The 25592-nt window shown below is 51.8% G+C and carries 25 protein-coding genes; 20 read left to right on the top strand and 5 right to left on the bottom strand.

Annotation, left to right across the window (positions count from 1 at the left end; translation table 11 throughout):
- The first annotated feature begins 19 nt into the window (after positions 1–19).
- Complete coding sequence (locus R6H26_RS17095) at positions 20–1177, top strand: hypothetical protein (RefSeq protein WP_404784031.1); 1158 nt, start codon at positions 20–22, stop codon at positions 1175–1177.
- Between the two features lie 77 nt (positions 1178–1254).
- Positions 1255–2382: a glycosyltransferase gene (locus R6H26_RS17090; RefSeq protein ID WP_404784029.1), complete on the top strand. Its 1128-nt coding sequence runs from the start codon at positions 1255–1257 to the stop codon at positions 2380–2382.
- Positions 2383–2451: 69 nt separating this feature from the next.
- Here R6H26_RS17090 and R6H26_RS17085 read toward each other — a convergent pair whose 3' ends face one another.
- A complete protein-coding gene (locus R6H26_RS17085; RefSeq protein WP_404784027.1) occupies positions 2452–2892 on the bottom strand; it encodes a T3SS (YopN, CesT) and YbjN peptide-binding chaperone 1 in 441 nt (146 codons plus the stop codon).
- Between the two features lie 181 nt (positions 2893–3073).
- Between R6H26_RS17085 and R6H26_RS17080 the strand changes: the two genes are divergently transcribed.
- The 6 genes from R6H26_RS17080 to R6H26_RS17055 all read left to right on the top strand — a co-directional run bounded on the left by R6H26_RS17080 (position 3074) and on the right by R6H26_RS17055 (position 11039).
- Positions 3074–4213: a glycosyltransferase gene (locus tag R6H26_RS17080; protein WP_404784025.1), complete on the top strand. Its 1140-nt coding sequence runs from the start codon at positions 3074–3076 to the stop codon at positions 4211–4213.
- A complete protein-coding gene (locus R6H26_RS17075; RefSeq protein WP_404784023.1) occupies positions 4210–4851 on the top strand; it encodes a sugar transferase in 642 nt (213 codons plus the stop codon). The genes R6H26_RS17080 and R6H26_RS17075 overlap by 4 nt, the downstream gene beginning before the upstream one ends.
- Before the next feature lie 56 nt (positions 4852–4907).
- Positions 4908–5987 (top strand): exostosin family protein, encoded by a 1080-nt coding sequence (locus tag R6H26_RS17070; protein WP_404784022.1) that lies wholly within the window; start codon positions 4908–4910, stop codon positions 5985–5987.
- A complete protein-coding gene (locus R6H26_RS17065) occupies positions 5977–7041 on the top strand; it encodes a GNAT family N-acetyltransferase (RefSeq protein ID WP_404784020.1) in 1065 nt (354 codons plus the stop codon). The genes R6H26_RS17070 and R6H26_RS17065 overlap by 11 nt, the downstream gene beginning before the upstream one ends.
- Before the next feature lie 51 nt (positions 7042–7092).
- Positions 7093–8235 carry a DegT/DnrJ/EryC1/StrS family aminotransferase gene (locus R6H26_RS17060; protein ID WP_404784018.1) on the top strand — a complete coding sequence of 381 codons (1143 nt, stop codon included), beginning with the start codon at positions 7093–7095 and terminating at the stop codon, positions 8233–8235.
- Between the two features lie 137 nt (positions 8236–8372).
- Positions 8373–11039 carry a GumC family protein gene (locus tag R6H26_RS17055; RefSeq protein WP_404784016.1) on the top strand — a complete coding sequence of 889 codons (2667 nt, stop codon included), beginning with the start codon at positions 8373–8375 and terminating at the stop codon, positions 11037–11039.
- A 153-nt stretch (positions 11040–11192) separates the two neighbouring features.
- Here the strand turns inward: R6H26_RS17055 and R6H26_RS17050 are convergent, their stop codons facing one another.
- Complete coding sequence (locus R6H26_RS17050; protein WP_404784015.1) at positions 11193–11933, bottom strand: biotin/lipoate A/B protein ligase family protein; 741 nt, start codon at positions 11931–11933, stop codon at positions 11193–11195.
- A 189-nt stretch (positions 11934–12122) separates the two neighbouring features.
- On the opposite strand from R6H26_RS17050, the gene R6H26_RS17045 reads away from it, so the two are divergent.
- From R6H26_RS17045 to R6H26_RS17010, 8 genes are all read left to right on the top strand, one after another.
- Positions 12123–12461 carry a hypothetical protein gene (locus R6H26_RS17045; protein WP_404784013.1) on the top strand — a complete coding sequence of 113 codons (339 nt, stop codon included), beginning with the start codon at positions 12123–12125 and terminating at the stop codon, positions 12459–12461.
- A gap of 51 nt (positions 12462–12512) precedes the next feature.
- Positions 12513–12842 carry a YtxH domain-containing protein gene (locus R6H26_RS17040; RefSeq protein ID WP_404784011.1) on the top strand — a complete coding sequence of 110 codons (330 nt, stop codon included), beginning with the start codon at positions 12513–12515 and terminating at the stop codon, positions 12840–12842.
- Between the two features lie 149 nt (positions 12843–12991).
- The gene (locus tag R6H26_RS17035) at positions 12992–13609 is read left to right on the top strand and encodes a hypothetical protein (protein WP_404784009.1); all 618 of its coding nucleotides are present in this window, start codon (positions 12992–12994) and stop codon (positions 13607–13609) included.
- 211 nt (positions 13610–13820) lie between these two features.
- Positions 13821–14834, top strand: a complete 1014-nt coding sequence (gene hpnH, locus R6H26_RS17030; RefSeq protein ID WP_404784007.1) for an adenosyl-hopene transferase HpnH — start codon at positions 13821–13823, stop codon at positions 14832–14834.
- Between the two features lie 87 nt (positions 14835–14921).
- Positions 14922–15182 (top strand): glutaredoxin 3, encoded by a 261-nt coding sequence (grxC, locus tag R6H26_RS17025; protein WP_404784005.1) that lies wholly within the window; start codon positions 14922–14924, stop codon positions 15180–15182.
- Between the two features lie 25 nt (positions 15183–15207).
- Positions 15208–16191 carry a glutathione synthase gene (gshB, locus tag R6H26_RS17020; protein ID WP_404784003.1) on the top strand — a complete coding sequence of 328 codons (984 nt, stop codon included), beginning with the start codon at positions 15208–15210 and terminating at the stop codon, positions 16189–16191.
- Positions 16191–17198 (top strand): UDP-glucose 4-epimerase GalE, encoded by a 1008-nt coding sequence (gene galE, locus R6H26_RS17015; protein ID WP_404784001.1) that lies wholly within the window; start codon positions 16191–16193, stop codon positions 17196–17198. Before gshB ends, galE begins: the two co-directional genes overlap by 1 nt.
- A 142-nt stretch (positions 17199–17340) precedes the next feature.
- Positions 17341–18552, top strand: coding sequence for a M23 family metallopeptidase (locus tag R6H26_RS17010; RefSeq protein ID WP_404783999.1), 1212 nt, complete (start codon positions 17341–17343; stop codon positions 18550–18552).
- Here the strand turns inward: R6H26_RS17010 and R6H26_RS17005 are convergent.
- Positions 18549–19661, bottom strand: coding sequence for a metallophosphoesterase family protein (locus R6H26_RS17005; protein ID WP_404783998.1), 1113 nt, complete (start codon positions 19659–19661; stop codon positions 18549–18551). The genes R6H26_RS17010 and R6H26_RS17005 overlap by 4 nt on opposite strands.
- 57 nt (positions 19662–19718) lie before the next feature.
- Positions 19719–20813, bottom strand: a complete 1095-nt coding sequence (gene aroF, locus R6H26_RS17000; protein ID WP_404783996.1) for a 3-deoxy-7-phosphoheptulonate synthase — start codon at positions 20811–20813, stop codon at positions 19719–19721.
- 57 nt (positions 20814–20870) lie between these two features.
- Between aroF and R6H26_RS16995 the strand changes: the two genes are divergently transcribed.
- Together R6H26_RS16995 and R6H26_RS16990 are read left to right on the top strand one after the other, a co-directional pair.
- Complete coding sequence (locus R6H26_RS16995; RefSeq protein WP_404783995.1) at positions 20871–21065, top strand: hypothetical protein; 195 nt, start codon at positions 20871–20873, stop codon at positions 21063–21065.
- A 186-nt stretch (positions 21066–21251) separates the two neighbouring features.
- The gene (locus R6H26_RS16990; RefSeq protein WP_404783994.1) at positions 21252–22112 is read left to right on the top strand and encodes a glycosyltransferase family 2 protein; all 861 of its coding nucleotides are present in this window, start codon (positions 21252–21254) and stop codon (positions 22110–22112) included.
- 307 nt (positions 22113–22419) lie between these two features.
- On the opposite strand, the gene R6H26_RS16985 is transcribed toward R6H26_RS16990, so the two are convergent.
- The gene (locus tag R6H26_RS16985) at positions 22420–22767 is read right to left on the bottom strand and encodes a VOC family protein (RefSeq protein WP_404783992.1); all 348 of its coding nucleotides are present in this window, start codon (positions 22765–22767) and stop codon (positions 22420–22422) included.
- Positions 22768–23232: 465 nt separating this feature from the next.
- On the opposite strand from R6H26_RS16985, the gene tnpC reads away from it, so the two are divergent.
- Both tnpC and R6H26_RS16975 read left to right on the top strand, forming a co-directional pair.
- Complete coding sequence (gene tnpC / locus R6H26_RS16980; protein ID WP_404783364.1) at positions 23233–24648, top strand: IS66 family transposase; 1416 nt, start codon at positions 23233–23235, stop codon at positions 24646–24648.
- Between the two features lie 38 nt (positions 24649–24686).
- Positions 24687–25532 carry an Rpn family recombination-promoting nuclease/putative transposase gene (locus tag R6H26_RS16975; RefSeq protein ID WP_404783990.1) on the top strand — a complete coding sequence of 282 codons (846 nt, stop codon included), beginning with the start codon at positions 24687–24689 and terminating at the stop codon, positions 25530–25532.
- The last annotated feature ends 60 nt before the right edge of the window (positions 25533–25592 follow it).

Genomic DNA, 25592 nt, shown 5'->3' with positions numbered 1-25592 from the left:
AAAAGAATCGAGAGAGAAGATGGGCAGTATTCCAGCATTAACTCGACCCCTAACGGCGCTGTTGACGATCGCCAGTTCTGTTTGGGCGGGTTGTTCGGCAGTTCCGCCAGCCGTTTGCGCCGCGCAGGCTCGGCCCTCGCAGATTAGCATTCGCCCGAACGGTTCCCTGGCCATCGATCGTCGCCCCTTTTTTCCGATGGGCTTTTACCACGTCTCTTGGGGAATTTCTTCAGCCCGGCAGATCCGGCACCTTGAAGATATTGCCGCCGCAGGCTTCAATACCGTTCATGTTTCTGCAAATGACTGGGCGAGTCATGCAAAACTTTTGCAGCGTGCCCATCGGCTTGGGGTCTACGTAGTGAGCGAACATCATTTAGACCCCCTCGAATTCGTACGGCGCTTCAAGAACGAACCCGCCGTCCTGGCTTGGAATTTAGCTGACGATGTCGATAATGGGAAACGCACTCCCCTGGAAGTGATGGCGCTGAACCGTAAAATTCGGGCCGCCGATCCAAATCACCTGACTTACATTAGCGGTTACTCTAAGGACTTACAGAAATTTGCCCGGTGCGCCGACATCTTGGGTCGGCAATCCTACCCCATCCGCAACCACACCACGGACGAACTCTCCAAAACCCACTCAGAAATTGCCGAAATCGCGGAAATAACAGCAACAGCACCGCAGCAGGCATTATTTGCTAACTTACAAACCTTTCCTTGGGAAGTAGCGGGACCTCCCGAGCGGGGAACGGTCCCCGACACCCTAGAAGTACGCAACATGACCTATCAGGCACTCCTAGGAGGAGCGAAAGGCATTTTGTACTACACCTACTACGATGAAGCTTGGTTTCTGCCCGATCGCCCGCAACTCTGGCAAGGACTCAAAGCGCTCAATCGGGAAGTACAGTCTTTATCGCCCTTTTTCCTGGATGGCACCTTTGAACCCCTTACCTTTTCCTCGAAGCCGTTGAAAGGCGGAATCTGGACGAAGGGGGAAAAGTCGCTGTGGGCGATCGCGAATACTTCTGTCGATCGCAGCCAGCAAGCCCTCGTACGGGAAAAGCAAGGTCGGGCGATCGCGCCGCTATTCGGTTCGCCGATGGTCCAACAAAATGCGGGCGGTACGGTGGTCCTAACCTTGCCACCGAAAGCAGTTTACCTATATCAAATTCAGTAAAAAGAAACATGCGCGTATTAGTCGTTATCGATCATCGTTTCCACAGCACGGCCGATGGAGCGATCTGGACCCAAACCATGTTTGCACCCTCCTATTGGAAGCGATATTTTGAGGTTTTTGAGGAAGTAAAAATTGTCGCCCGCGTCCGACCTGTCGCTGAAGCCTCTCCTGACTGGGTGCGGGTCAATACCGATCGCATTTCTGTGGAGCCATTGCCACATTACATCGGCCCTTGGGAATATCTGTTGCGACGGCAGAGGGTTTTGAATAGCGCTCGGAATGCTTTTACGGTAGGGGATGCAGTCCTGTTTTACTCTGCAAGCCCGCCCGCCCTTGCCCTCCGCAACAAGCTGCGAGCCTCCGCCTATCCCTACGGCGTTTACATCATCGCCGATCCCTACGATGTCTTTTCGCCTGGGGCTGTCCGCAGTAAACTCCGCCCGTTTTTTCGGTGGTCGGTTCCCCGCCAACTGCGATCGCTCTGTTACGGGGCCAGCGCGGCAGCCTACATCACGGAAGCGGCCCTTCAGAAACAGTATCCGCCTTCGCCCGCAGCTTACACGGACCATTACTCTATGGCAGAACTGCCCGAAGATACGTTTGTCGAGCAGCCCAAAACTTTTGCGCCCGATCGGACGTCCTGGATGCTCGTCACGGTGGGAGCCATGTCTCAGCTTTATAAGGCGCAGGATATTTTAATTGAGGCGATCGCCCGTTGCACGCAGCAAGGACTGGATTTAAAGCTGGTGTTTGTAGGGGACGGACAATACCGCCCGATGTTAGAGAAGCAAGCGGCGGAGTTGGGCATCGGCGATCGCTGTCTTTTCTTGGGAGCGTTGACCGCGGGTGCGGCGGTGCGGCAGCAGCTCGATCGCGCAGACCTCTTTGTGCTGCCTTCGCGTCAGGAGGGCCTACCTCGGGCCATGCTAGAGGCCATGGCCCGGGGGCTGCCCTGTTTGGGTTCCACCGTAGGCGGGATGCCGGAATTACTGCCCTCGGAAGATCTGGTACCGCCTGTCGATGTCTCGGCATTGGCGGCTAAGATTCGAGAAATGGTGAGCGATCCTCAGCGGTTGTCAGAGATGTCGGCTCGGAATTTGCATCGGGCGCAAGACTTCCGCGAAGATTGCATTCAAGATCGGCGAACGGCGTTTTATCGAGCGCTGCGACAGCAAACTGAAGCGTGGCTCTCCCAACATCCCTAGGGATTTTTGTTCTCAATACCCCATCCCCCTTTCTAAGCTTCAGGGAATAGTTGCGGCGAACTGAAAATCCTAGGGCGCTTTATCCAACGCGCGTTTTCCGCCCCAACGCGCCACAATTTCGTCGTCGTATTTATCTGCAATCTCTAGAACGGCAATGACGGAGGCTTCCAGTTCTCTCTTATCGATAGTAGAACCCACAATCGTATGCTCGAAGAGAATATCTCCATCCTTGGAGACTGAAAATGCACCAAACCGCATTTCATGATTTTCGCGCAAAAGATAATTGAGCAGATCCGCCGTCAGGGTCGCATCGCTCACCACGGTCGAACGGACGTTGACGACCGTATCCTCTTTCCAGGGCAAAATCCGCACTTCCACCCACGCAGAACCCATAAACAATCCAAAGCCGGGTTCGTCTAACTTTTCCCACGGGATATCGCCAAATAAAGGTCGCATCCAGCCGGAAACTTTTGTATAGTGCTTTTCTTGAACCGGGCTTTGAAAGTCCATAACAATAAATCTCTTACACTGACATGACTAATATCATGCAATAAAGATCGAACATTAAAGAAGTTTTGAGCGTTGCCCAAAACCCAGAACTGGTGCAACGCATTCAATTGAGCTATCGTCGTGACAGAGCAAAGGGAATTGGCATGAGAAAATCGACTGAATCGAAGGATATTGTTCCCCAATGACGCGCCTTTTAATTGTTGCGACGGTTCCCGAAACGGTTCGCGGGTTCTTGCTTCCCTGGGCGGAACGCTACCGCGCGAAAGGGTGGACGGTAGATGCCATGGCTCGAGGTATTTCGAGCTGTCCAGCCTGCGTTGGAGCCTTCAATCAAGTCTGGGATGTTAAATGGTCGCGCAATCCCCTCAACCCCCTCAATTTTGTGGCGGCCCCTCAGCGCCTTCGCGCGATCGCCCGCTCCTACGATATCGTCCACGTTCATACGCCCGTGGCCGCCTTTGTCACGCGCTTCGCGCTGCGCGAGTTACGCCGTCAAGGCAAATTGAAAGCGATCTATACCGCCCACGGGTTTCACTTCCATCGCAACGGATCGCGGCTGCGGAACGGCATATTTTTAACCTTAGAAAAATGGGCCGGACGCTGGTGCGATCGCCTGATTGTCATCAATCAAGACGATCGGGACGCCGCCCTCATCCACCGGATCGTGCCATCCCGCCACCTTCACTACACCCCCGGCATTGGCGTGGACTTGAGCCACTACAGCGAGCAGTCCGTTACCGAGGCAGATCGCTTCCAAACGCGGACGGAATTAGGCTTAAAACCGGAAGATGTTTTGTTTCTGGCGATCGCAGAACTAATCCCGCGCAAACGCCCTAAAGATTTGCTCTTGGCGCTCGCAAAACTTCAGCGACCGACCGCTCATCTAGCTTTGGCAGGTGAGGGTCCCCTGACGCCAGAGCTCAAAGCCCTCGCCGCTCAGCTCGGTATTGCCGAGCAGGTTCACTTTTTAGGATTTCGTCCCGACATCCCTCGTTTTATCTATACAGCTACGGCTGTCTTGCTCGTATCCGAGCAGGAGGGACTGCCTCGCAGCATCATGGAGGCAATGGCCATGGGTGTTCCCGCAATTGGCACTAGAATTCGGGGTACGGAAGATTTATTAAAGGAGGGGGCTGGCAAGCTCGTAGAAGTGGGCGATAGTACTGCAATTGCGGCGGAAATGTCTTGGATTCTCGACAATCCCGAAGCGGCAAGAATGCTAGGGTTGCAAGGTCGCCAACAGATCCAAAGGTACGACCTATACGAAATCTTGAGCCTGCATGATGGTATATATGCAGACGTGCTTGAGGAGGTAGCATGAGATTGAGTCGCTGGATTAAATGGACGTGCGATCGCGTTTTTGCAGCTATTTTGCTGGTTGCGGTATCGCCTGTATTGGTGGGGATTGGCTTGGCGATCGCCATTCAAATGGGCCGTCCAGTTTTTTTTACGCAGGCTCGACCGGGATATCGGGCAAAAGTGTTTGAGTTCTATAAATTTCGGACCATGACCGATGCCCGAGACTCCCAAGGCGCACTTTTGCCGGACGAGCAACGAATCACACCCTTCGGGCAATGGTTGCGGCAAACCAGCCTCGACGAACTTCCCCAACTATGGAACGTTCTGAAAGGAGACATGAGCTTTGTGGGACCGCGCCCGCTCTTAATCCGCTATCTCGATCGCTACACCCCAGAACAAGCCCGCCGCCACGACGCGCTACCTGGAATTACAGGCTGGGCGCAGGTTAAAGGACGCAATGCCATTAGCTGGGAGGAAAAGTTCAAATTCGATATTTGGTATATCGATCGCTGGTCTCTCGGCCTAGATTTGAAAATCTTAGGTTTGACCGCGCTCAAAGTCTTAAAACAAGACGGCATCTCCGCGCCCGACCACGCCACCATGCCAGAGTTTTGGGGTAACAGCACAGACCCCTCAGCCGTCCAAAACCGGGAAGGATAGTCGATCCCAAACTTGTAAACTCGAACAACCCCATGTAAATCGAGGAAGGTTTCCCCATGAACCAGGTACTCACGAGTCAGTATTATCTTCTCAGAAACGGGCAGGCTCCCCTTCAATGGAATATTTTCGATCCCAAACCGCGCGCCGAACCCGAACTATTTTGGACTCAATCCGATTATTGTGCCAAAGTATTGCAAGTTTTAGAGAAAACATCGGAATTCAAGCATCTAACCTTTTACATAACCTTCGATCGACTAGATGAATTGCCCTCCTACGGAAAAAACGTAGTCGTCATTATGGTAGGTGATGAAGCCTGTCGTATTCCGCTGTATTTTTACAAAGTTTTGGCGGTATTTAAACCCTATGGAACAAAGCCATTTCTGGGCTGTAATCCGTTCTTAAATCCTTCTTATATTAATTGCTTGAGTCTGCTTCAATTTCTCAAGAGTTGGATTAATTGCCTGCCTGGGCTATGGAATTTTGGCCTAAATCGCCTGAGATTAGGACGGAGTTATCGCAATAATTTATTTACCATTCCGCTGGGGTATTACAAACAGCTAGAACTGCCCATCAAAACATTTGAAGCACGTCAATACGATATTTTCTTTGCCGGAAGCGTTGACAACGATACCTATATTAAAGGATCTTTGAAAGATCGAATAACTCAGTGGCTCAAGCCGCCCAAAACCTTGTCGCGAAAGCAGATGATTTCTAATCTCAACAGCCTTAAATCTAAACACCCTGAATTAAATATTCGCCTTTCGTTAACCCCCGGTTTTTTCTCAACTGAAGCATCTGATTCTAGAACCTACTCAGAACAGCTCATGAATTCAAAAATATGTCTCGTTCCGAGAGGAACTTCCTTTGAAACCTATCGTTTTTTTGAGGCGATGCGGTATGGTTGTGTTGTTATTTCAGAGGCTTTACCTTCCCGATGGTTTTACGATAAATCGCCTGCTGTTTCCATAAAAAACTGGCATCAATTAGGTTTGGTGGTGCAAGAATTGATGGAGAATAGGGAACTTATGTTTAATAAACATCGCGAAGCTTTGATGTGGTGGAGAAACAAGTGTTCTCCTGAAGTAACAGGTCAATATATCATTCAAAAATTGCGCCAATTAACCTATGGATTGTAAATTTTTAACCTCGGATGATACTCAGTGGTCTGAAGCACTCAAACAATTTAAGTATGATTTTTACCACTTGCCCGACTACGTAAAGCTCGAAGCAGATCGGCAAAATGCTGCCCCTGAAGCGATTTATCTATCTGAAGGAGATTGCGCTCTATTTTTACCTTATCTCCGGCGTTCCTGTGCATCCATTTTGCAACCTCAATCCGAGCTAGATACCTGGGATATTGCTTCCCCCTATGGTTATCCCGGCCCCTTACTCAACTCAGTCGCTTTGGCGCATTCTGACTTCATCCGTCGGGCATTTTCCGCGCTGATCGAGATCCTGCGCGATCGCGGGATTTGCACTGCTTTTATTCGCTTACATCCGCTCCTCAACGCGACGCTTAACGAGTCCGTTCTGGGGCAAATCTACCAGCCCCTCGGAGAAACCGTCTGGATTGACTTAACCCAATCTGAAGAACAGATCTGGTCGCAAACCATTGCCAAACATCGCAATCGGATTAACCACTGCAAACGTCTGGGGTTCAGTGCCCAAATGGTTCCGGTGCTCGAGTATCTCGATGATTTTATCGAGATTTACCATGCCACCATGAATCGCGTCGTTGCGACTTCTTCCTACTACTTTGACAAATCCTACTTTGAGGCACTAGCAGCCTCTCCCCAGGTTCATCTTTGCCTCGTGCGTCAAGAAAGCCGCGTTGCCTGCGCGGGCTTGTTTTTGGAATGTTGCGGCACCGTCCAATTTCATTTGAGCGGCACCCACCCTGACTTTTTAAAACCCGCCCCCAGCAAGCTCATGTTAGATTTTGTGCGAAGTTGGGCAAAAAATCGGGGAAATTCAGCCTTCCATCTGGGCGGAGGTTTGGGGAGCGCAAAAGATAGTCTCTTTGAATTCAAAGCTGGCTTTTCTCCCCTCCGCAGCCGATTTGCCGTCTTAAAGGCGATCGCGAATCAGCCTCTCTATCTCTCTTTAATAGAGCAACGCGCTCGGGCAATTCAGTCTTCTCCGCAGGGTTTAATGGAGTCAGGATTTTTTCCTGCCTATCGTTCAGGGTAGACAAAATCATCATGTCTGCCCAAATCTTTGGATGCGCTCTACTGATACCTCATGAATCGACCGATATTGCTCTCTCCACCCCATTTAGGGATTCAAGAACTAGAGTTTGTCAAAGAAGCCTTTGAAACCAACTGGATTGCTCCGGTCGGGCCTCATATAGAAGCCTTTGAACGGGAATTTTGTGAAATAGTCGGTGCCCGTCACGCCGCTGCGGTCAGTTCTGGGACGGCAGCGCTACACCTGGCATTGCAACTGTTGGGAGTTGAGCGCGGCGATGAGGTATTTTGCTCTACTTTTACCTTCGTGGCGACCGCGAACCCTATTCTTTACCAAGGTGCAACGCCCGTATTCATAGATAGCGATCGCAGCAGTTGGAATATGGACCCGGCATTACTGGCCGAGGCCTTAGCCGATCGCGCGAAACGGGGCAAGCTACCGAAGGCCGTCGTGTTAGTCCATTTATACGGACAAAGTGCAGATATAGACCCCATCCGATCGACCTGCGCTCAGTACGAGGTTCCGCTCGTCGAAGACGCAGCCGAAGCGCTCGGTGCCTCCTATAAAGGAAAATCGCCCGGTAACTTTGGCAAACTCGGCATTTTTTCGTTTAACGGCAATAAAATCATTACCACCTCTGGCGGGGGGATGCTGGTAACGGAAGATGAATCCTTAGCGGCCCAAGCTCGGTATCTTGCCACCCAAGCGCGCGATCCGGCTCCGCATTACCAGCACTCTCAGGTGGGCTATAACTACCGACTCAGCAATGTCTTAGCGGGCATCGGTCGAGGTCAACTTCAGGTTTTAGCCGACCGAGTTGCAGCGCGACGGCATAACTTCAAAATGTACCGCGACGCCCTACAACACCTTCCCGGCATCGATTTTATGCCAGAGGCATCCTTCGGAATCTCCACCCGCTGGCTGAGCTGCATTACCCTCGACCCAGACCGCAGCGGACTCAACCCCGAACAGCTCCGGCTCGCCCTAGCCGCCGAGCAGATCGAATCCCGACCCGTTTGGAAACCGCTCCACCTCCAGCCTGTTTTCAAAGATTGCGAGGTCATTGGGGGTCGAGTTGCAGCGGATCTATTTACCCGTGGGTTATGCTTGCCATCTGGGTCCAGTTTGACCCAGACCGACCGCAATCGAATCGTTGCAACAATTCAGCGACAATTCCAGATGGCTTCAGTAGAATAGGCTCACCCTACTTAAAGCGCCTGCGGCCACCCCAGTGGAGCGCGGCCATCGAATGTAGCGTTTCGCTTCAAAGATCGCCGCAGTACCTCTATTGAAAACTCGCGATCGACCGATCCATCCTTCCCATAGACCTTGTAATGGAAACTCCAAGCGTACCTTCTACAGGCATTAGCGACTATCGAAAGCTGTTTAAATACCACTGGCTGCCTGCGGGAGCCGTTTTTTTGTCCGTTTTGACGCTATCCATTGTCATGGCCTACGTCCAAAAGCCAACCTATACTGCCGCAAGCAAACTCAAGCTAAACCGAGAAAATCCCGTTTCATCCCTAACTGACCTGGGAAAAAGTATCGACAACATGGCCTCGGTCACCGAAACGAGCAATCCCGTCCTAACCGAGACCCAGGTCATTCAGTCCCAGCCCATTCTCGAGCAAACCCTTCAGCAACTGGGTTGGGCGTTACCGGACGGCAAGCCATTTGGAACCGACGCATTTCTCAAACAACTCAGCGTCAACCACGTTAAAGACGCAGACATTCTCCAAATCGAATTTAAGGATCGCGACCCCAAGAAAGCAGCCGAGGCCGTCAACACCCTCATGAAGGTGTACTTGCAAAGCGGCGTTCGCTCCAGCCAAGGAGAAGTGAATACTGCCCGTCAGTTTATTGCAGCTCAGCTCCCGACTGCCAAAAAGCAGGTCGAGGCTGCTGAAAGCAAGCTGCGCCGATTTAAGCAAACCTATCAGATTTTGACGCTCAAAGAGCAAGTCACCTCGGCCCAGGTTCGCATTGACGGCCTCCAAAAACAAATTGCCGATGCCCAAGCTCAACTTGCCAATACTTCAGCTCAAGCAGACGTCGTCATCGCAAAACTCGGCATCAACCCGCAAGAGGCTGTTGCCCTCTCCTCCCTGAGTCAATCTCCGGAAATACAGGATCTGCTGGCTAAGATTCAGCAGACTCAATCGCAACTGGTATTGAGCCGAGACCGATTGACCGCTTCCCATCCAACCGTTGTCTCTCTAGAGGGCAATTTAGAGGATCTCAAACAGCTTTTCGCCCAGAAGGCAGCCAAAATTTCGGGGTCTAGCGCTGCCTTCGATCCAGATAGCCTGATCGGTAAGCTCCGGCAAGACCTGACAGCTCAATTAGTCGGTCTCGAAGCATCCAGGAAAGGACTTCAGCAGGAAATCGCAACCCAATCCGAGAATTTAAGGTCCTACCGAGAGCAGGTCGCGCTGCTTCCAACCTTGGAGCAGCAGCAGAACGAACTGGAACGTCAATTGGATGTTGCCCAAAATTCTTACGGAACCCTCCTTAAAAAATTTCAAGAAACCCAGGTTGCTTCCAATCAAGCTCAAGGAAACGTCAGAATCGTGGCCGAAGCCGTCGTTCCCGATCGGCCCACTACCCCTCGCAAACCCCTCTATGCTGCAACAGGATTTATTTTAGGGTCTGTACTGGCATTTTTGACCCTATACGGCCTTGAATCGCTGAATAAGTCGCTGCGGACGATAGAGGAAGTGCGACGGCAGCTTAACTTACCCATTTTCGGCGTCATTCCCTTTGTCGGGCAGCAACCGTTCCGGTTGTTTCACTCTGCAACGGTTGAAAACGCCGTACCGACCCTTTATCTCGTAGACTTTCCCGATTGTAAAGCGAGCGAGGCTTATCGGCTGCTTCAGAGCAACCTTCAGTCTTTGGGAAAAGCCCGCCCCTGTAAGGTGCTGGCGATTACCAGCACCTTGGCCCAAGAGGGAACCTCGACAGTAGCGGCAAATTTGGCGATCGCCTTAGCCCAAAATGGGCGATCTGCGATCTTGGTCGAGGCCAATTTTCAGGATCCGATTCAGGAATACATTTGGGCCTGGCCCGCCGACCGAGGTCTGGGGGATATTTTAGTAGACCAAACCCCCTGGCACACCGTAGTACAGCGAATTTTTCCTAACCTGGATCTCATCTTTTCCGGCAATTCTGGCGGTCCGGCCATCTCCAGGCTAGATTCTCCCCAAATGGCTGCCTTGCTAGCAGACTTATCCGATCGCTACGACTACGTCATTTTAGATACGGCGGCCCTTAAAACTGGCACAGACACCGTGCGTCTGGCTCAACTGGTCGATGGCATCCTTCTGGTTGCAAGACCTGGCAAAATTGACATCGACAGTGCTGTATTCGTGCAACAGGTACTCGCTCAAATGAGCAAGCCTGCCTTGGGGCTGGTGCTCAATCAAGTGCAGCCCATTCACGAGCCCGATCCTTACTACTTCATTGCCTCTCCTCAAAGCGATCCGACGTCAAAGTCTTCTGGATCGGAGCTGTTGCGATCCGACGGATTAGAGTCCCAACCTCCATTTCAAGAACTTGACAGGCCAGTTGCCGATCGCAACGATTCCCTAGAACAAATACCGCTCGATCGACTGCAAGGCACGATCGAAACCCTACAGAAAGACTGGATCAAATCTGCCCGTCTGGTGCGAGAACAAGAAGAAGAGCTCAGCCTCCAGTCCCAGACCGTACGCGAAATGCATGAGAAGCTCAACGCAGCCCGCGAATACCATCGCCATGCCGCGAGCGAGTACGAGCGGTTGAGTTTGGAAGTGCAGCTCGTGGATGAAGAAGAGCGCCAAAGGCTTTTAGACAAAACGTTGATCGGTCAACGCCGCAAGTTACTCCAGCAGCAGGAGATTTTACAGCAGCATTTACGGGTATTGGAGCAGCGCCGCCAATCGATAGCCTCCCATCCACCTTCCGATCCGCCGCCCAGACCGCTCTTGAGTCAGAAGTGGCTCAAACATCTACGGTCCTGATACCAATTTTGCAAAATCACGCTACACATCCGATCCCCCCTAGCTCTTTCAGAGCGGCTACGCCCTTAAAAAGGGGGAATCTACTCATATTCCCCCTTTTTAAGGAGGATTTAGGTGGATCTTGATATGTAGCTACGACAAGTAGATTTGGTATCAGCCTGGAGGATCGAGATAGCCCTGAATGGATTTCCATTCAGACGCAGTTAAAGGGCTCACTTCAAACACCGCCTCAAAGTGCGCTGCTGCGGCCCGCGCAAGCGTATCGACAATGGCGTCGGCGCTCGGCAGCGTTCCCCGATGGGCGATCGCCGCAACCCCCGCCTCCGCACCTTCCCCAAACACTTGGCGCTGTAAATCTGGGTCGAGTTGGAGCTGCATCGATCCGTGCTGGAGCACCGTTTGCCTTTGCCAGCCCTGGGCGCTCCCAATCAACTTGAACCCGTCAGAGGTCACTAAATCGGCAGCGGTCGCGCTCTCAAAGCAGTTGACTTGATGCTGGTAACCGCGTCCGGCAGTGCCAAACTGAAGTTCGACACCCAGCGATCGCCACCCTCGGATCAAAAATTCGCAGAGATATTCATAGGTTTGACGGCGATGCCCAGACTGATGGGGAAGCACGATGCAGTAGGTCAAGTCCCCCGCATGCAAAACAGCCCGCCCGCCCGTCGGTCGCCGCACCAGATCGATGGGTCGATCTTGCCATCGCAGCGCTTGCCAATGGGGCGGCCACGCGCGCTGATGCTGGCCGAGGGAAATTGCTGCGGGAGTCCAGCCGTAAAAGCGCAGAACCGGAGGATGCAGCCCTCGATAGCATCGATCGAACAGCCATCGATCGACAGCCATCTGAATCTGCCCTCGACCTTCCCAAAGAGGAATCAGCCTCCAGACCGTCATTGAAGACTTACAATTGCGGGTTTGCGGCTAAAGTGGATTTCTTGTTCTCGAGCTTTAGCGCGCGCCATCCTCAAACAAGCCCAATTGCTGTACATCTAGATTTTTTTTAGTAGACTTCAAATAATCCAAGATTTCCAATCTCTTATTGTCGCGCGCTAACAAAGTCAAATCTCACAACTCGAGTATTTTATGGTCATAGCGGTTATCAGTTTCAATATAGCCTTAGCGGCGCTGTGTTTGGGCATCGCTTGGAAACTGCGTCAAGCTAAACGCTCGCTGCGGCGAGCGACCCGCTGGCTTGTCAATGCGGAGCGGAATACCAGCCGAGTGCTTAGCAGAGCGCCGTACCATATTTTGTTAGGGCAATCTGGCGTACAGTACGGTCGCGGACAAATAGCAGGACTCGGCGCGCTACAGCAGCAAATTGCCCGCTTTGCCGCTCTCCTAAAGCTGCTTCAGTGGATGGGCCGACGTCCGCTCCAACCGATTCCAAGACGCTTAGCCCCTCGGGCGAAACTGCTGGGTTAAGCGTTAACGCGTATTATTCTAGTGAAAAGCTTAGTACTGCACGGTAAAACGATGGCAAAGCAACGTTCGGGACTGCTCTTAGGCGGATTTTTAGTCGGCGCTGCGGTCGGAACCGTGGCAGGTTTGCTTTACGCGCCAAGGGCCGGTCGAGAGACGCGCCAGCTCCTCAAAAAGTCGGCGGATACCCTGCCCGAACTGGCTGAAGATCTATCGACCAGCCTGCAATTTCAGGCGGATCGGTTATCGGAGTCGGCAGTGCATCAATGGGAGGGAACCTTAGCAAGATTGAGCGAGGCCATCCGTGCGGGGGTTGAAGCAGCAAACGCGCAGCGGCTTGCAATCCAGAGCCAAAGGCAGGATTCTCAAGACCGAACTCGATAGACGATCCGTTGATAGGATGGCAGAGTATTGAGGGTGATGGACTGATTTTGTAAGGTTTTAAGCTCGAATGGTTCTCATCTTGAAACGTTTATTTTTCAAGCTGCTCCCTCAATAAACGTGTTTTTCGATCGTGTCGTACTGGGGCATCCGTGACTGAACCCATCTTCTGGCTTGTTTGCTCGCTCCTGCTAGTAGCAGTGTGCTTGACAGCAGTTTTAGTGACTGCCATCCCCGCACTCAAAGAACTCGCGCGCGCTTCCCGCAGCGCTGAAAAACTGTTCGATACACTGTACCGAGAGCTGCCACCGACCCTTGAGGCTATTCGCCTGACTGGCTCAGAAATTAGCAATTTGACCGACGACCTCAGCGATGGCGTCGAGAGTGCTGGAAATGTAGTCAAGCAGGTCGATCGCGGCCTGCAAGTCGCCCAGCGTCAAGTCAAAGAAGCTGGCATTACGACGCAAAGCTTTTGGATTGGCGTTCGGGCCGCCTGGAAAACCTTCACAAAACCTTCCTCTAAGCCTAACCGCCGCTCTCGCTACGATCGAGCCTCAGATGCAGATCGGTACTCGACGGGCGATCGCATCGCGCCCAGAGTTCGTCCTTCTGCAACCTCCCATCCCCAAGCGCCTGCTGACTTGGACGAGACTGCCTCAGCGCAGCTCAACCCCTCCTCCCGTTCGCGCGCCAAAAAAACGGCTGCGGTGCCTTCAGAGAAGCACCTCGAAACCTTGCCGGAACCGCCATCTGCTGCTGAATCAGACTGATGCGGGCTGACATGCCAGTCTTCGGCTGGAGCAGCTATCCTAAAGATACGCGAACGTAAATTAAGAATTGTGGAGGCAAACCTTCCTTGATGGTCTGAGATGGACAGTTCTCTTTACTGTCAAGCAGTCGCATTTGCTTGCAAATGTAGGTGATATAGTGACTGCGAGGTTTGCGTTTTTTGGTTATTGTGGTTGTAAGGAGTATGGAATAATGGGCATCCCGCTCAAGCAAGCAGTTGAAATCGGATCGTACTTAGTCAAGCAGCGACTGATGGGTCGTAAGCGGTTTCCGTTGGTGTTAATGCTGGAGCCGCTATTTCGGTGCAACTTGGCCTGCACGGGCTGCGGCAAGATTCAGCACCCCCTTGAAGTGTTACGCAAAAACCTCACCCCAGAAGAATGTTTTGCCGCTGCGGAAGAATGCGGCGCGCCCGTGGTATCTATTCCGGGTGGAGAGCCATTGCTGCATCCCCAAATTGACGAAATCGTGTCGGGGCTGATCGAACGCCGCAAGTTTGTAATCATGTGCACCAACGCCATTTTGTTGGAGAAAAACCTGCACAAGTTTAAGCCGTCGCCTTACTTTACCATCATGGTTCACCTCGATGGACCCCGCGAACTCCACGACAAGAGCGTCGATCGCGAAGGGGTTTTTGATGTTGCAGTGGCCGCAATTAAGGCGGCTAAGGCCAAGGGATTCCGCGTCAGCACCAACACGACCGTCTTCGACGGGACCGATCCCAAAGTCATGCAGGAATTCTTTGACTTCTTGACCGAGCTGGGTACGGACGGCATTAACGTCTCTCCCGGCTACAGCTACGAGTGGGCGCCGGATCAAGAACATTTCTTGCAACGCGAAAATACCAAAGCCCTGTTTCGGGAGATTTTGGCACCCTACAAAGCAGGTAAAAAATCTTGGGCGTTTTATCACAATCCCCTGTTCTTAGATTTCCTGACGGGCGACAAAGACTATGAATGCACCCCTTGGGGTAGCCCTAGCTACAGCGTCCTAGGGTGGCAAAAGCCTTGCTATTTGCTCAATGAAGGCTACTACGAAACCTTTCAAGAGCTGTTAGACAAAACGAACTGGGAAGAATACGGACACACCAGCGGCAATCCGAAATGCCAAGACTGTATGGTGCATTGCGGTTACGAACCAACAGCGGCAATGGATGCCATGCAGCCCTCAAATATGGGTCGAGCCATGGCCGGACTGTTCGGTTAAGGGACGCACTCGAGCTTCCTTCTTCCGGGAGAGGAGGCTCGAGTTAGAATTTGTTGAGAGCGTTGTTATTGTTGCTGAATTTTAAGCATGGCTGCAAAAGTTGAAATTTATACTTGGGCAACCTGCCCGTTTTGCGTTCGTGCGAAACACCTTCTTTCTAAGAAAGGGGTGGACTTTATCGAGTACAGCGTCGATGGCGACGAGTTCGCCCGCGATGCGATGGCTCAGCGGGGAGATGGCCGCCGCTCTGTGCCGCAAATTTTTATCGACGGCGTGCATGTGGGCGGTTGCGACGATATTTACGCGCTGGATCGAAAGGGCAAGCTCGATGGCCTACTTCGCGGTTGAGGATTGCCTTTAAAGGATTGACCCTGTGAAACTCGCATTTATTATCGATCCCGTCGAGCGCTTAGATCCCGGCCACGATACCAGCGTTGCCCTGATGGAAGCCGCCCAAAATCAAGGGCATGAGGTTTGGATTGCCCAAGCCGAAGACCTAAAGGTTCTCAATGGGAAAGCTTGGGCTATTTTGCAGCCGATCGCGCTCCAGTCGATGCCTTCGATTGACGGTCATTGGCAGATCCCTCAGCCTTGGTATACCCTCGGGGAGGCCGTGCGGCTGCCCCTAGAACAGATGGACGCGGTGTTTATGCGTAAAGATCCGCCAGTTTCGACGGCCTACCTTTACGCGACCTATTTACTAGACTTTGTAGATCCGACCAAAACGCTAGTGGTCAATCGTCCCCAAGGGTTGCGGGCGGCCAATGAGAAGATGTTTGCGCTTCAGTTTGCAGATGTCATTCCTGAAACGATCGTGACGCAAAACAAGCAAACGATTCGAGAGTTTGTCGAGGCTCAAGGTTTGGCGGTGCTGAAACCCCTGGGCGGAAAGGCGGGCGAGGGAATTTTGCTGATGCAGGCGGGCGATCGCAATCTCAATTCCCTGGTCGAAATCAGTACTTTTCAGGGCCAGCTCCCGGTGATGGTGCAGGAGTATTTGCCCCAAGCCCAGGAGGGCGATAAGCGCATTATTTTGCTGGATGGCGAACCCATTGGAGCGCTGAATCGGATTCCGACGGGCAACGAATTTCGCGGCAACATGGCGACAGGGGGACGGGTGGAGCAGTCTTCCCTAACAGAACGAGAGCAAAAAATTTGTGCTCGGCTTGCCCCGACGCTGCAAAAAAATGGGCTAATATTTGTTGGCATTGATGTCATTGGGGGCTACCTCACCGAGATCAATGTCACGAGTCCTACGGGGATCCGAGAGATCGACCGACTGGACGGGGTGCGATGCGGCGATCGCGTCATGGAGTGGTTGACAAGTGAAAATACGCGAGGTTATCGACAGATCTAATGGACAAGCAGCCTACGGTTCTGGTGACGGGGGGTGCCGGATATATTGGCTCCCACGCGGTTTTAGCGCTTAAAGAAGCGGGCTATCGAGTGGTGGTGTTCGACAATTTGGTCTACGGCCACCGAGATATTGTCGAGACGGTCTTGGACGTTGAATTCGTGCAGGGGGACATCGGCGATCGCCCTCTCCTCGATCGGGTTTTCCAGACCTATCCCATCGATGCCGTTTTGCACTTTGCGGCCTATGCCTACGTGGGCGAATCGGTCGCGAACCCGGCGAAATATTACCGCAATAACGTGGTGGGCACCCTGACTTTACTGGAAGCGATGGTGCAGGCAGAAGTCTTTAAGATCGTGTTTTCTTCGACCTGCGCCAGCTACGGAATTCCCCATCAGATCCCGATTCCTGAAGATCACCCTCAGTCGCCGATCAATCCTTACGGGATGACCAAGCTGATGGTGGAGCAAATCCTAGAAGACTTCGACCGAGCCTACGGGCTGCGATCGGTACGGTTTCGATACTTTAACGCAGCGGGTGCAGACCCCCAGGGACGCTTGGGAGAAGATCATTCCCCAGAAACCCATTTAATCCCCCTGGTGCTGCTAACGGCTCTAGGGCAGCGGGAACACATTACTGTATTTGGGACGGATTACAAAACGCCCGACGGCACTTGCATTAGAGACTATATCCACGTCGCCGACTTGGCGGACGCTCACGTTTTGGGGTTGCAGTACCTCTTGGATGATGGGGAAACCTCGGTCTTTAACCTGGGCAACGGAGATGGATTTTCAGTCAAAGAGGTGATTTCAGCGGCCAAGGAAGTGACGGGTCTGAGCATTGCCATTGAGGAAGGGCCGCGGCGGGCTGGAGACCCCGCGATTCTGATCGGTAGCGCTACAAAGGCTCGTAAGGTGCTGGGGTGGGATCCTCAATACAGCAAGATCGAGACGATTCTAGAGCATGCTTGGCAGTGGCATCAAAAGCGCCACGGCCAGTCAAATCCTTGACCGAACGACTTTAAGTTTGCCGCAACGCAGCAAAATTTTCCATCGCTCCCCATAATAGAAAAAGCGCAGTCAACCCCATCGAACTTATTTTGCGTTCGACAGTCTTGACTGTTACGACTCGAAGCCCGTGAGGATTAGTCCGATGAAGCAACAATACCCTGCATGTCAAGCTCCGCTCCAAAAACGCCGGGTTCAGTCTCTACTGATGCTGAGCGTCTGGATGGGACTGAGCGGTTTGGTAGGGCTAGGAGCCTTTACCCGGTCTGCGGCATCCGAACTGACCGTTGCCGAACCGTCCGCACCTGCAGCGTCAAATTTCGAATCCGCAGCAGTCGTACCAGAACCGGTCCCCGCGGAGCCGGAACCCGCAGCAGTCGTACCAGAACCGCTCCCAGTAGAGCCGGAACCCGCAGCAGTCGCACCCGCACCGGAACCGTTTTCGTCGGAGTCGATCGCCCCAGAACCCGTTGCCCCAGCGGCTCCTTCAGAGCCCATCCAAACCTCCGAACCTTACATCGACACCAAAGACTATAGCGTTGGCGCAACTGAGCCTTACACGCCTCCCGAGCAAGTTGTCGTGAACGAGCGCTCCTCCGGCTGTCAAGCTACGCTGTCTGCCAGTCAAGTCGTCTCTGCTAGTTTGTGCGGTGCGCCAGCAGCTCGGTTTAACGATACCGCCCCTTCATCTCAATACATCGAGCAGCCCCCTGCCTGGGCCTCTGCAAATTCCATCGGCAGAGATAGTGGAGCGGGCGTCAGCGCTCAGGCAATCCGCAGTACCTTGCAATATTCCGCAGTACCGCCCCGTAATTTGGCTGTCAAACCCCTCACCGGAGCCAATCCGCTCAAGTGGATTCTAAATGGGGAACGCATGATTTTTCCGCTGGCAATTCCAGTGGACATCACCTCTGTCTTTGGCTGGCGGGTACACCCCATTTCGGGTCAATGGCGGTTCCACTCCGGTACAGACCTCGGCGCGCCCATGGGAACGCCAGTGCTGGCGGCTTATTCCGGCAGAGTGAGTTTGGCAGAGTTTTTGGGCGGCTACGGACTTTCGGTATTGCTAGACCATAGCGAAGGGAAACAAGAAACCCGATACGCTCACCTTTCGGAAGTCTTTGTGAAGCCGGGGCAGTGGGTACAGCAGGGGACTGTAATCGGATTGGTGGGTAGCACGGGCAACTCTACTGGCCCTCACCTCCACTTTGAAACGCTTCAGGCCACATCGGAAGGGATGGTTGCGGTCGATCCTGGCATGGAGCTGCAATCTACCCTAACCCAGTTAGCCAAGGCGCTCCAAACGGCTCGCTTGACTGCAACAACCCAGCAGCAGCCGACTGAGAAGAAAAGCTAAGACGGATGGGGGAGGGTTAAGTCCAGTTGATTGTCCCCCAGCCCCAGCTTAATTTCCTGAGAGTGGCGGTGGCTGTAGCCTTCAAAGTGATGCCGCAGTGCCTCTGGTAAGTCTGGATACTCAAATTCTGGATCGCCGTTGGCAATCGTAGACCAGAAATACCGCAGCATGGGTGCGGCTGCTGCTGCTGCTTTGGGGTCTAAATTCAGGGGTGGTTGGGTGAGCATGTAGGTCATGAAGGGAAGGCTGCGATCGCCCATCCATTCCTGGGAGAACCGCTGTAAGTCGGGCCAGTTCGCCGTTGATTTGACGCGAGGCGAGGCGATCGAGAGGTCGATCTCGCCCGCATCCTGATGGAGATCGACCACGCGATAGGGATGGGGATAGCTCACGAGAGAACCCGTCGTAATATCAAAAATGCCGTCTTGATGCGCCACATCTTGAACGTGAAGATGGCCTGTAAACACGAGCTGTACCTTGGCCGCCCGCAGCATTTCGAGCAGCGTTGGCGCATTTTGCAGCATGTAGCGGCGTCCGATCGGATGGCGAGCCTGATGGGGAAAATGCTCTAACACGTTATGGTGAACCATGACTAGAACCAGCTCGTCCCGGCATTGGCTGAGGACATCGGCCAGCCAGTCGAGCTGTTGTTCGTCTAAGCAGCCAATTTGTTTCCCTTCAGCATCGAACTGGTTAGAATTGAGGGCGATCAGCCGCAGGCCAGGGGCAGGACTAGCGCTATAGTAAAGGGTCTGCTCGAGCCCGTAGCCGCAATGGCGATAGTAACTGGGGAAGTCTTTCCAGCCGATTGACGTACCGTCCGCGACGGGTACCGGAACGTCATGGTTGCCGGGAATCGCGTAAACGGGAAAAGGGAGCTCTGCCAATCGTTGAGAGAGCCATTCATGGTTTTCCGGTTCGCCATGCTGGGTCAGGTCGCCGGGAAGGAGCAGAAAATCCAGATCCATCTCAGAAAGCTGCTCTAAAACCTGTTCGAAAGCGGGAATGCTGACCTCAACCAGGTGAAATCGCGTGGGATGGTCTTGAAGGGTATGGGGAAGGCCGATGTGCAGATCGCTCACAACGGCAAAGCGCAGTGCTAGCGTCATGGTCGCAGGCTCCAAGGAATTTAGGGTTTGTCGATGCCCAAACTGTTGATGCCCGCACTATAGCAGCGCTGTCGGTTGCTCGTTCCGCGTGCTTTGGGCTAAATTGGCACCTGCTTCTGGCCAACGGCCCATTGCGTTTCCGAACGCGGACAGCTCTTTCATCAAACGGTCGAACTGATCCGGGGTCAAGGACTGGGGTCCGTCGGACAGTGCCTTGGGTGGATTGGGATGGACTTCGATCATGAGGGAGTCTGTACCTGCTGCGATCGCCGCTTTGGCCATGGACGGCACGTAAGCAGACCATCCAGTTCCGTGGCTGGGGTCGATCGTAATGGGCAGGTGGGTGAGGGTCCGCAGGACGGGAATGACGGCAAGGTCGATGGTATTGCGAAGATACTGGCGGTCGAAGGTGCGGATACCGCGCTCGCACAAAATGACGTTGGCATTGCCCTCAGACATCACGTATTCTGCTGCCATCAACCAATCGTCAATGGTGGCTGCCATCCCCCGCTTGAGCAGTACGGGCTTGTCTTGAGCGCCCACCCGCTTGAGCAGCGAAAAATTTTGCATGTTGCGGGCACCCACCTGCACCACATCGGCCACTGCCGCAATTTTGTCCAGGTCTGCTGCGTCCATGACTTCTGTAATAATGCCAAGCCCGGAAGCCTCGCGAGCGGCGGCCAATAGCTCTAACCCGCTCTCGCCGTGGCCTTGGAAATCGTAGGGAGAGGTCCGCGGCTTGTAGGCCCCACCTCGCAAAAAGGAAGCCCCCGCAGCCTTTACCCGCAGCGCTGTTTCAACAATCATCTCCTCGTTTTCCACGGAGCAAGGGCCAGCGATTACGACAATGGGATGGTGTTCGCCAAAGGTAACGATCCCGTTGGGGGTCGGTACTTTGACTTCACTGGCTTCGCCGTGGCGGAACTCTCGACTGACGCGCTTAAAAGGCTTTTCCACTCGCAATACTTTTTCAATCCACGGACTTGCCTCCTGAATGCGATCTGGGTCTAACGATTGGGTTTCACCCACTAGCCCGATCACCACTTTATGGCGGCCCACAATCTTCTCTGGCGTGAACCCTCGGCTCAACATCTCCTCGCAGAGGCGCTCGATTTCTTCAGCAGGGGTACCGCTTTTCATGGCAATAATCATCAGGCTTGTCCTTTTGAGAATGTTCGGCATCGCACAGGCCCAATGCTCTGAGAACCTATGCTGTCTTTTTTTATGATAATGCTCTCATTTCTCAAATGTTTTGTCTGGGCGATCGAACCTGAAAACTCGTCTGTTTTCTGGGCGCAGCCCGTGGATCGACAGATTGAGGTTCCCATGAAGCTTCGTTCAGCCGTAGCGTTTGCATTCAGTCGGGCAGTGCATTCATACAGCCATTGCGTGGGGCTGAGCTAGGTTGCAAAGAGAGTTCTTCTCAAAGAATTTGCTGGCATCGCCCTAGAAATCGTAAATCAAGTATCTTTATATACATTAATTCTTAATTCATGTATGGTTAAGTGATAAGAATTTTGATTTTTTGTCAAGCAAACTAGTCCGTCTCAGAGCTTATTGCAGTAGATTACCGCTGACTGGAGTGCGATCGTGGTAAAAATTCACGGAATTTGCCTTGTCAAAAACGAAGAAGATGTTGTCGCTCAAACTCTATCTCATGCCAGTCAGTTCTGCCATAAGATTTATGTATTCGACACTGGTAGTACAGATGGTAGCTGGGAAAAAGTTCAGAAAATCAACAACTCTGTTGTTGTGCCTTTCAGGCACGAAGAAGTTCCTTTTTATGTAGGCTTGCGCGCTCAAGTCTTCAACGCCATCCGATCGAGTTGCTCTATTGGGGATTGGATTTATATTTTAGATGCGGATGAATTATTGGCGGAGGACCCTCGTAAAGCCATTAAGATTGCAGAGCGGGAAGGCGCAGAACAAATCAATACACTACAGTACAATTTCTACTTCACAGATAAGGATTTAGAAGCTTACCACGCTGGAAATGATTCTCGCGAAAACCCAATTACCCAACGCCGACGCTACTATCGCTTCGTCAATATCGAGCAGCGTTTATTTCGCGTCAGTGAAGATTTAGTATGGTCTGAGAGCGTAGATTCTCTACATCCCAGGGGATATATGATCCCGATGCGGGATAAAAAGCTGAAAAAAAGTTCCTACAAAATTCCGAACCGTCATTATCAATATAGAGACCCGGAACAGATTCGCTTGCGATTAGAGACTCGTCAAGCTGCTAGGTCTGTAAATCAAAATAATTTCTTGCATTATAAGTTTCTGGATGAGGGTGTTGATTGGACAAAATCAATTGTTCCGAGCGAATGGTTGCATTACTACAAAAACAACAGGCAATTTGAGTTCACCGCTCGCGAACGATTCAAAATGTTCAAAGAAAGACTAGGGAGTCGGGATTTTTTTAGATTTGATTTCCTGGCAGGCACATAGATGGGTAAAAATATATCCATCAAAGCTTAGCGGGGTATAAATTTTTTTATGCTTTGAGTGCTTCAACAAAAGTGCCAGAGTTCTGATGCATCGAATTCATAAATCGGTCGTGCGGCCCTTAACGTTGGAAAGTGCGACCGTTGGGTGCTGGGCGATCGCCGAGCGGTCATGAAGATGGCGCTCTCTCAATGTTTTGGTTTCAGGTTTTGGAAGAGTGCGCAGCGATCGCTACAATCCTTCGCTCCTTTTGCTTAATATGTCCTGAGATTACTCGCCAACAGGAGTGCATAATTCAACGAGCGTGCCGTCAGCGGACGTACGAAACAACTTGGCCCCAGGGTTTCTCTTTAGGCGCTGCAAGCTCAACCGCTCCAGCGTTTATTGCGACAGCGTGAGCGGAAGGGACATCGGGCGTAACAAAGGCGATTTCTATCCCAAGTGGCTGAGGCGAGTCATGAGCGGCAACATGGCCTGTTGGGAAGTTCAGTTCGCCAAGTTCATGGGCGGCAAAAGCAAGAGTGGTCTCGCCAGTTTCTAGTTCGCCGTAAGTGCCTGACTCGTGCAAGACGCGACGAGAAAACCCAAAAGCTTTTTCAAAGAAGTTTAGAGAAGCTGCTACGTCTGGGACATAAATGATTGTGTGGCCAAATTTCATGTTTGTTCAACTCTCTACATATTAAATCCTAATTTATTGTTTCTTCGATCGCTATTGACAAACTCATTAACTTTTCCGTGTCAACTGTTAAATCATACAATGATATGAAACCAATGTTCATGCTCTCTAACACATTCAACGTAATTATTTTGAGTCAAAATTAATTTGAATTTTTTAATATATTCTAATGTAATAAATGATATCTTAAAAGTAGAGCTGTGATTCAAGTTTGATAATAATTTTGAAGGCCTAGATCGATGAAATATAATTTTCGCTTGCTTCTTAGGAATTTTGTATTTAAAAGCATTTAAATTTTACTTCTGAATGAAAAATTATTCAATATTCATCTTGGTTAAATGTGTTTGATATCTCTTTCGATAGTTCAATTACGACAACAAGCTATGATATTTAGTAAGAATTCAGGTACGGGGTTGACAAACAAGAAAAGCAGACTAGTGTATTGACATGAAGCAACCGCCGCAGTTTGAGAGAGACGCGCTAGAGCGAATGAGCCAGCCAGTTCTGGTGGATGTTATTTTGCGCCAACAGGAGGCAATACAACAATTATTTGAGGAAGTAGCAAGACTCAAGGCAATCCTCAATCGCAATAGTAGTGATTCCTCCAAGCCGCCGTCTAGCGACTTTCTGAAAAAATCAGAGCTTGCCAAAGAAGAGACAGCAGAGGTGGGAAAGCGAAAAGCGGGTGGGCAACCCGGACATCGGGGGACAACGAGAAAAGGATTTGGCCGAGTCGATAGATTTGAAGTATTGAAGCCGCAAGAATGCCCCAAATGTGGGGGACAGTCTTGGATCGATATGGGCGTAAAAACAAGACAGTGCGCGCGATTAGTCGAAAAGCCGATAGAAGTCGTAGCATACCAACAGCAGCAATGTTGCTGCCAAAATTGTGAAACGATAGTTTGGGGCGAACTGCCCCAAGAGGTCATCGCAGAACAAGACCTCGAAGCGAGTTTACAGGGGATGTTGGTGTGGTTAGGCACCTATGGGCATCTGTCCTATGAGAAGCAGCAAGAATGGCTCATGCAGATGGGTCTAGAGAAAATTGGCATCGGCACCTTAGCGGCAACGACAGAAAGAGTGGCAGAGCGAATTAAGGGCAAAGTCGAAGCCTTAGCAGATTGGATCAGAGAACAGCCTCATACCCATGTCGATGAGACAGGTTGGCCCGTCAAAGGCGTCAAAGAATGGCTTTGGTCATTTAGTGGAGCGGGATATGCTTTATATCGCGGTGCTGATACCCGCAGCCGTGCAGAACTAGAGGCAGTGCTCGGTGAGCACTTTGAGGGCGTGTTAAGCAGTGATGACTATAGTGTCTACAACGGTTATGGCGTAGAACGGCAGCAGAAGTGCTTAGCCCACTTGCGGCGGCACTTTAAGCAGCTTCTTAAGCTCGTCTCAAAATCGCAACAAAACATTGGTCGAGTCTTTATCAATCTGATTGACCAAGCCTTTAGGGGCTATCGAAAGTGGCAAGCAAGCCAAGATGATGCACAATACGTTCGGTGGGCACACAAGTTCAAGGAAAAGGTGAGCAAAGCCATCACGGATTGGATGCCAAAAGTGGGATACTCAGCCGCAAAGTTACTGCGGTCGCTCAAGCATAAAAGCGAACAGTGGTGGTATTTCTTAGAAGACCCGAATGTACCACCAGATAATAATCGAGCTGAACGCAATCTCAGACTCGCCGTCACCAAGCGTAAGGTTTGTGGCGGGTCGCGTTCAATGAATGGGTTGGACAATACAGCAGCTCTACTAACGGTGATTCAAACTTGTAAAGCCCAGGGCAAATCTGCATTGGAGTTTTTTCGTCAAGCCTTGATTGACCCAACCGCCTTATCTCTCATTCCAACCCAGACCTGAATTCTTACGATATTTATTCATTTAACCTCTAATTCTTAATGGCTTTCGACAACCTCTGTAAGCTGCTCGCTGAAAAACACCCTGTCCGCTTTGCCTCTTGGGTTTTAGGACAACCCATCGAATCCGCTGAAGTCCTGAAATCCGAACTCAGCATCGAACCCATCCGTGCAGATTCCGTCATCTTGTTGAAGCTGCAAGGTCAAATCCTGCACCTAGAATTTCAGGTCAAACTCGACTCCGAACCGCCCCTTCCCCTGCGGATGCTGGATTATTGGGTCAGACTGTATCGGCTCTACCGCCTCCCCATCCGGCAAGTTGTCGTACTCTTGCGCCCTCCTGCCGAAGGTACAGTTATTGAATCGGCCTTTGTGCTCGGGACAACCCGCCATGAATATCAAGTCCTATGCATGTGGGAGCAAGACCCATCAATCTTCCTAGAAGACATCGCGCTACTGCCCCTTGCAATCCTAGCTGCCGCTCAATCCCCAGAGCAGCTCTTGAATCAAGTCGCTCAACGGGTCAGTACAATAGAGTCAGTCCAGCAGCGCCGCGAAGCGTCTGCCTATGTCCAGCTACTGGCAGGCTTACGGTTCGACAAAACTTTGATTCGTCAAGTATTTCGGGAGGATATTATGCGCGAATCCGTGATTTACCAAGAAATTCAACAAGAAGGCGAAGAACGCGGCATCCTTAAAGGCAAACTTGAAGGAGAGCAAACCGTCATTCTTCGGCTCCTCGCTCGACGCGTTGGCGACGTTTCGCCCGAGCTGCAATCTCAGATTCAATCGTTGACCCTCTATCAGCTTGAAGCCCTTGCCGATGCCTTGCTGGATTTTTCAACCCTTACCGATTTGAGGAATTGGTTACAAACAAGTCAAGCTTGAGAAAGTGACTGGCAGACTTGTCTTAAATTGGGCGGTGTTGGAAAGTGCAGACTCTTGGTG

The sequence above is a fragment of the Altericista sp. CCNU0014 genome (genome assembly GCF_044923475.1).
GTDB lineage: Bacteria > Cyanobacteriota > Cyanobacteriia > Thermosynechococcales > Thermosynechococcaceae > JAAURS01.
The sequence above is the reverse complement of the archived record's forward strand: the minus strand, read 5'-3'. Positions and strand labels throughout refer to the sequence as shown.

Excerpts from the sequence above, each read along its gene's own strand:
- R6H26_RS17095 (WP_404784031.1), top strand. The coding sequence starts at position 20 with ATGGGCAGTATTCCAGCATTAACTCGACCCCTAACGGCGCTGTTGACG.
- R6H26_RS17090 (WP_404784029.1), top strand. The coding sequence starts at position 1,255 with ATGTTTGCACCCTCCTATTGGAAGCGATATTTTGAGGTTTTTGAGGAA.
- R6H26_RS17085 (WP_404784027.1), bottom strand. The coding sequence starts at position 2,892 with ATGGACTTTCAAAGCCCGGTTCAAGAAAAGCACTATACAAAAGTTTCC.
- R6H26_RS17080 (WP_404784025.1), top strand. The coding sequence starts at position 3,074 with ATGACGCGCCTTTTAATTGTTGCGACGGTTCCCGAAACGGTTCGCGGG.
- R6H26_RS17075 (WP_404784023.1), top strand. The coding sequence starts at position 4,210 with ATGAGATTGAGTCGCTGGATTAAATGGACGTGCGATCGCGTTTTTGCA.
- R6H26_RS17070 (WP_404784022.1), top strand. The coding sequence starts at position 4,908 with ATGAACCAGGTACTCACGAGTCAGTATTATCTTCTCAGAAACGGGCAG.
- R6H26_RS17065 (WP_404784020.1), top strand. The coding sequence starts at position 5,977 with ATGGATTGTAAATTTTTAACCTCGGATGATACTCAGTGGTCTGAAGCA.
- R6H26_RS17060 (WP_404784018.1), top strand. The coding sequence starts at position 7,093 with ATGAATCGACCGATATTGCTCTCTCCACCCCATTTAGGGATTCAAGAA.
- R6H26_RS17055 (WP_404784016.1), top strand. The coding sequence starts at position 8,373 with ATGGAAACTCCAAGCGTACCTTCTACAGGCATTAGCGACTATCGAAAG.
- R6H26_RS17050 (WP_404784015.1), bottom strand. The coding sequence starts at position 11,933 with ATGACGGTCTGGAGGCTGATTCCTCTTTGGGAAGGTCGAGGGCAGATT.
- R6H26_RS17045 (WP_404784013.1), top strand. The coding sequence starts at position 12,123 with ATGGTCATAGCGGTTATCAGTTTCAATATAGCCTTAGCGGCGCTGTGT.
- R6H26_RS17040 (WP_404784011.1), top strand. The coding sequence starts at position 12,513 with ATGGCAAAGCAACGTTCGGGACTGCTCTTAGGCGGATTTTTAGTCGGC.
- hpnH (WP_404784007.1), top strand. The coding sequence starts at position 13,821 with ATGGGCATCCCGCTCAAGCAAGCAGTTGAAATCGGATCGTACTTAGTC.
- grxC (WP_404784005.1), top strand. The coding sequence starts at position 14,922 with ATGGCTGCAAAAGTTGAAATTTATACTTGGGCAACCTGCCCGTTTTGC.
- galE (WP_404784001.1), top strand. The coding sequence starts at position 16,191 with ATGGACAAGCAGCCTACGGTTCTGGTGACGGGGGGTGCCGGATATATT.
- R6H26_RS17010 (WP_404783999.1), top strand. The coding sequence starts at position 17,341 with ATGAAGCAACAATACCCTGCATGTCAAGCTCCGCTCCAAAAACGCCGG.
- R6H26_RS17005 (WP_404783998.1), bottom strand. The coding sequence starts at position 19,661 with ATGACGCTAGCACTGCGCTTTGCCGTTGTGAGCGATCTGCACATCGGC.
- aroF (WP_404783996.1), bottom strand. The coding sequence starts at position 20,813 with ATGATTATTGCCATGAAAAGCGGTACCCCTGCTGAAGAAATCGAGCGC.
- R6H26_RS16995 (WP_404783995.1), top strand. The coding sequence starts at position 20,871 with ATGCTGTCTTTTTTTATGATAATGCTCTCATTTCTCAAATGTTTTGTC.
- R6H26_RS16985 (WP_404783992.1), bottom strand. The coding sequence starts at position 22,767 with ATGAAATTTGGCCACACAATCATTTATGTCCCAGACGTAGCAGCTTCT.
- tnpC (WP_404783364.1), top strand. The coding sequence starts at position 23,233 with ATGAAGCAACCGCCGCAGTTTGAGAGAGACGCGCTAGAGCGAATGAGC.
- R6H26_RS16975 (WP_404783990.1), top strand. The coding sequence starts at position 24,687 with ATGGCTTTCGACAACCTCTGTAAGCTGCTCGCTGAAAAACACCCTGTC.